The organism is Tenebrionibacter intestinalis (genome assembly GCF_016632365.1).
In the GTDB taxonomy this organism is placed as follows: Bacteria; Pseudomonadota; Gammaproteobacteria; order Enterobacterales; family Enterobacteriaceae; genus Tenebrionibacter; species Tenebrionibacter intestinalis.
In genome coordinates, this window is record NZ_JAEPBH010000155.1 from 1 (window position 1) to 739 (window position 739).

Below are 739 nucleotides of genomic sequence, written 5' to 3' on the forward strand. Positions count from 1 at the left end.
CATATCCTGCGCGGCTTTTACGCCATACAGCGCCTTCAGACGCTCGTCGCTCACTTCGCTGCCACGCCTGATGGCGTTATTCGCCGCCATTGCCGCATCGGTAATGGCAGACGAGACGGACAACGTCAGGCCACTTTTCTTTTGCTCATAGGTTTCTTTGCGGCGAAGCAGGTCATTACCCGGATCAACAGCAATTTCCCCGGCAACCACGTTCAAATTTTTGGCAGCGATAACGTCTGCGCCACTGATATGCGCTTTGCTGTCCGCAATAATGCTGACATTACCGCCCGTGGAGCCGACGGTACTGACGCTCTGGCTTTGCGTTGTTCCATTTTCGTTAACCTGGTGGCGGGTGGCGTTAGTTCCGATGGTAAATCCAATACCACCGCTCCCCATCAGGCCACTCTTTTTCTTCTCCTTCAGATGATACGAAGACTGCTCGTCGGTCGCAGCCACGACATTGACATCATGACCCGCTTTCAGGGCAACATCGCCATCACCAATGATCGAGGATCCCTTCACCGTCACGTCATTTCCGGCAGTGACAGAGACGTTATTTCCGCTGAGTGACGATCCTTTCTCATACGTCGCGCTCTCTTCGTCGATAGTGTGCGTAGTGGTTTTTTTGAGGAACCCTTTTTTGGTCTTCGTCTCTTCTTTGTAGTGATAGTCGCTTTCCGTCGCCGTGGTCAGGTTCACGTCGCGGGCTGCCGTCACGCCGATATCGCCCTGTGCCGTC

General features: G+C 54.0%; 1 protein-coding gene. It reads right to left on the reverse strand.

Annotation, left to right across the window (positions count from 1 at the left end):
- A partial coding sequence (locus JJB97_RS18260; RefSeq protein WP_238715506.1) for a hemagglutinin repeat-containing protein occupies positions 1-739 on the reverse strand: 739 nt, incomplete at both ends.